5 protein-coding genes and 1 pseudogene are annotated in these 3847 nt (G+C 27.9%); 3 read left to right on the top strand and 3 right to left on the bottom strand.

The features are described 5' to 3' along the window. Nucleotides 1-231 precede the first annotated feature (231 nt). From I4U58_RS11525 to I4U58_RS11515, 3 genes are all read left to right on the top strand, one after another. Nucleotides 232-918, top strand: a complete 687-nt coding sequence (locus I4U58_RS11525) for a Crp/Fnr family transcriptional regulator (protein WP_195931494.1) — start codon at nt 232-234, stop codon at nt 916-918. Next, nucleotides 908-1333, top strand: a complete 426-nt coding sequence (locus tag I4U58_RS11520; protein WP_195931493.1) for a cytidine deaminase — start codon at nt 908-910, stop codon at nt 1331-1333. The genes I4U58_RS11525 and I4U58_RS11520 overlap by 11 nt, the downstream gene beginning before the upstream one ends. A gap of 261 nt (nt 1334-1594) precedes the next feature. Next, nucleotides 1595-1750: a hypothetical protein gene (locus I4U58_RS11515; RefSeq protein ID WP_195931492.1), complete on the top strand. Its 156-nt coding sequence runs from the start codon at nt 1595-1597 to the stop codon at nt 1748-1750. Between the two features lie 185 nt (nt 1751-1935). On the opposite strand, the gene I4U58_RS11510 is transcribed toward I4U58_RS11515, so the two are convergent. The 3 genes and pseudogenes from I4U58_RS11510 to I4U58_RS11500 form a co-directional block, all read right to left on the bottom strand. After that, nucleotides 1936-2478, bottom strand: a complete 543-nt coding sequence (locus tag I4U58_RS11510; RefSeq protein WP_195931491.1) for an NADH peroxidase — start codon at nt 2476-2478, stop codon at nt 1936-1938. A 251-nt stretch (nt 2479-2729) separates the two neighbouring features. Then, nucleotides 2730-3344 carry an N-acetyltransferase gene (locus I4U58_RS11505; protein WP_195931490.1) on the bottom strand — a complete coding sequence of 205 codons (615 nt, stop codon included), beginning with the start codon at nt 3342-3344 and terminating at the stop codon, nt 2730-2732. 257 nt (nt 3345-3601) lie between these two features. Further along, a pseudogene (locus I4U58_RS11500) lies at nt 3602-3847 on the bottom strand (NADH peroxidase); the annotation flags it as partial.

Here is a 3847-nt window from a genome sequence, read left to right as displayed (position 1 = left end):
ATCTAAAACTAAACATTTATTTTTAACTTTTTTAATATTCAATTATTTCTAATTATATATTAATAATTATTCATACAAGGGTTGTAAATTTTTCTTATATTTATTTATAATATATTATATAAACTTTTATTTTGGACATTTGTCCCCTAATTCAATTATACTTATTGATTTTAATATTTATTGTGATATAATCATTATACTTTACTCAAAGTGTTTATGAGGAGATTTAAAATGAACAAACTATCTTTCTATTTAGATACGTGTCCAGACTTTATAAAAAATAGTTTTTCAAATATAAACTTTAATACATTTGATAAAATCTTAATTCAAAATGAAAAGTCTGATTTTGTGTACATTATAAAAACTGGAAAGGTTAAGGTGTATTCCCTGACACCTACTGGAGTTAAATATTTAGAGCGCATCTACTGCAATTATGAGATATTTGGCGAATTAGAGGCCTTTATTGACAAACCAATATTAAATTTTGTGGAAGCTATAGAACCTTGCCAAGCTATAAAAATACCAAAATCTCATTTTTTAAAATGGATTAAATCAGATAGTGATTTTTCATTTTTTATACATATTCAGGTTTCTGAAAAAATGTATTATACATCTATAAATAGTAGAGCCAATGTAACTTACCCATTAAAATCAAGACTTATCTTCTTTTTATGGAACTTTCTTGATGAACATAATATAGATACTGTTCACAAAGATATTTTGGTAGAAGGCGTTGGATCTAATATTAGAAGTGTAAATAGAATTATTAAAGAATTAGTAAATGAAAAACTTATTGAATACAACAAAGGCTTTATAAAAGTCAATGAAATGGATAAACTTATGCATTTGATTATGTCTCCTAATGACAATGTATCAAATTTTCAAAGAAAATGTGGAGGAAAAAACAATGATAAATAGAGAATTATTAATAGAAAAAGCATTTGAGGCTCAAAAATTCTGTTACACACCATACTCAAACTTTAATGTTGGAGCAGCTCTTCTTGCAGCTGATGGAACAATATATCAAGGATGTAATATAGAAAATGCAGCATATACACCAACAAACTGCGCTGAGAGAACTGCAATTTTCAAAGCAATATCAGAAGGTAATAAAGAGTTTGTAGCTATAGCAATAGTAGGAAATAAAGCAGGTATCAAACAAGGAGAAGGTGACTACTGTGCACCTTGTGCAGTATGTAGACAGGTTATGGCTGAGTTTTGCGATTTAGATACTTTCAAAGTTATAATAGCAAAAGATACTGATGATTATTTAGAACATACATTAGGCGAACTTTTACCACTTGCTTTTACTGGAAAAGCATTAGATAAATAAGAAAGTATTTTATATTTATAAATTTAAATTTTGGACGTATTTTTATTTAAAATACGTCTTTTTATTTATTATTTTATTAATATCTTTATTTATTATTTTACTGATATATAATTTTTAAACAAAATGTAATTCTATAAATTATGCTTTATTTAGGCTTTATTAAAAATATCTCCATCACTATATTACATAAATTACCACAAGATTTATCCTACTTTTTCCTGTATTATATTATTCGCAATAAAAATAAAGGAGGGATACATAATGATGGAAGTTTCAATAGAAGAAATGGTTGAATTTATATACGACAGATGCGCTGATGATTTAACAGAAGAGCAAATCGAGATGGTTTTAGAATTACAACAAGAGTTCTTAGATTCTAAAGGCTTAATTGAATTAGAAGAAGATGATATTTATTAATTTTATGTATGAAAAAATTCGCTTCGCTCATGGCGCCAACGACTTCGTCCGTTGCTTTAGTTAATAGGTTGGAAATTATACATTATCCACAAACCAGATAATATATAATTTCCTTAGAATTGAAAAAAGACCCTACTTTTGTAAGGTCTTTTTTTTATAAGGTTTTATTTAATGAATATTTTATCTTATCCGAAATATCTTTCTAATAATCCTAAGAATGCTTTACCGTGTCTAGCTTCATCTTTACACATTTCATGAACTGTATCATGTATAGCATCTAATCCTAATTCTTTAGCTCTTTTAGCTAATTTTAATTTTCCATCAGTTGCACCGTATTCAGCATCAACTCTAGCTTTTAAGTTTGCTTTTGTATCAGCAACAACACATTCTCCTAATAATTCTGCGAATTTTGCAGCATGTTCAGCTTCTTCGAAAGCTATTCTTTTGTAAGCTTCTGCTACTTCTGGATATCCTTCTCTATCAGCTTGTCTACTCATTGCTAAATACATTCCTACTTCTGTACATTCTCCAGTGAAGTTAGCTCTTAATTCTTCTACTACTTGTTCGTCTACACCTTGAGCTACACCTATTCTGTGCTCGTCAGCCCAAACCATTTCACCTTTTAATTCTTCGAATTTTTCAGCTCCAACGTGACATACTGGACATTCAGCTGGTGCGTTTTCTCCTTCATATATATATCCACATACTTGGCATACCCATTTCTTCATAGTTAAATTCCTCCTAATATTATACAATTCTTCTTATATTTGTCTCTTTAGTATATACCCTAAAGATATTTTTTTCAAACATTTTTTACTTTTTTTAAAAAATTTATTAATCTTTGTAAATCTTAAACTTTACACTTTATATATACCACGTATGTAACATCTTAAACATATTTTTTAAATTTTTTAAAAAAATTATTTTCTTATTAGATAACTAGCAATTTCATAATATCTTTGCTTTGAATTTCCTTTATTTAAAATTCTAACTGTCCAGCTCTTTTTTCTTTTTTCTTAGGTTCAAATTTTTTATCAAATTCATCAACCTTATCTTGATTTACATTATAACAATCGTCAAATATAAAAAATCCTTCTATATTATTTAATGCATCTTCTTTTAAAGTTTTAACCATAAAAAATGGAGCTTCGTCTTCTACTGGTACACCTTCAAGGTGGATTTTGTATTTTGATGCACTTTCAAATCCAAATCTTTTATAATAATTTTCATCTCCTGTTATAAAAATAGCACTATATCCTAATCTCGCTGCTTTTTGCATAGATATTCTGATCAGTTTGCTTCCTATTTCTTTTCTTTGGAATTTTGGATGTACACTGATAGGACCGAATGTTATAAACGTTTCGTTATCAACTCCATCTATATATCCCTTTGTATAGACAATATGTCCTACAATCTTCCCATTACACTCTACAACTAATTCTAAATCTTCTATTGATTTAGAATTGTGATGCAAATTATGTAGTACTAGATGTTCACTGCACCCTGGTCTATATACATTCCAAAATGCCTCTCTCGTCAAAACTTCTACTTCTTTATAATCGTCTTTTTCAATTTTTCTTATAATTAAACTCATATTAATCCCCCTTATAACGCTTAGTTTTTTCTAATTATATCATATATTTAATATTTAAAATTTTTATCTTCAAATCCTTCTAAATATATTAATTTAGATATAAAATTCACTTCGTTCATGGCGCCAATGAATCAAAGATTCCGTTGCTTAAAATTCTCTTCGTCATGCGACTCAGATAATACGTAATTTCCTTATAATAAAAAAAGTGTTGCAAAATATCTCTATTTCACAACACCTCTGTATATAAAAATCTTATTTTATCCAAAATATCTTTCTAATAATCCTAAGAATGCTTTACCATGTCTAGCTTCGTCTTTACACATTTCATGAACTGTATCATGTATAGCATCTAATCCTAATTCTTTAGCTCTTTTAGCTAATTTTAATTTTCCATCAGTTGCACCGTATTCAGCATCAACTCTAGCTTTTAAGTTTGCTTTTGTATCAGCAACAACACATTCTCCTAATAATTCTGCGAATTTTGCAGCATGTTCAGCTTCTTC

Origin of the sequence: Clostridium sp. 1001270J_160509_D11 (assembly GCF_015667935.1) — a bacterium.
GTDB lineage: Bacteria > Bacillota > Clostridia > Peptostreptococcales > Peptostreptococcaceae > Intestinibacter.
Note: the sequence above shows the minus strand (reverse complement) of the source record. Positions and strands in the feature narration are given on the sequence as shown.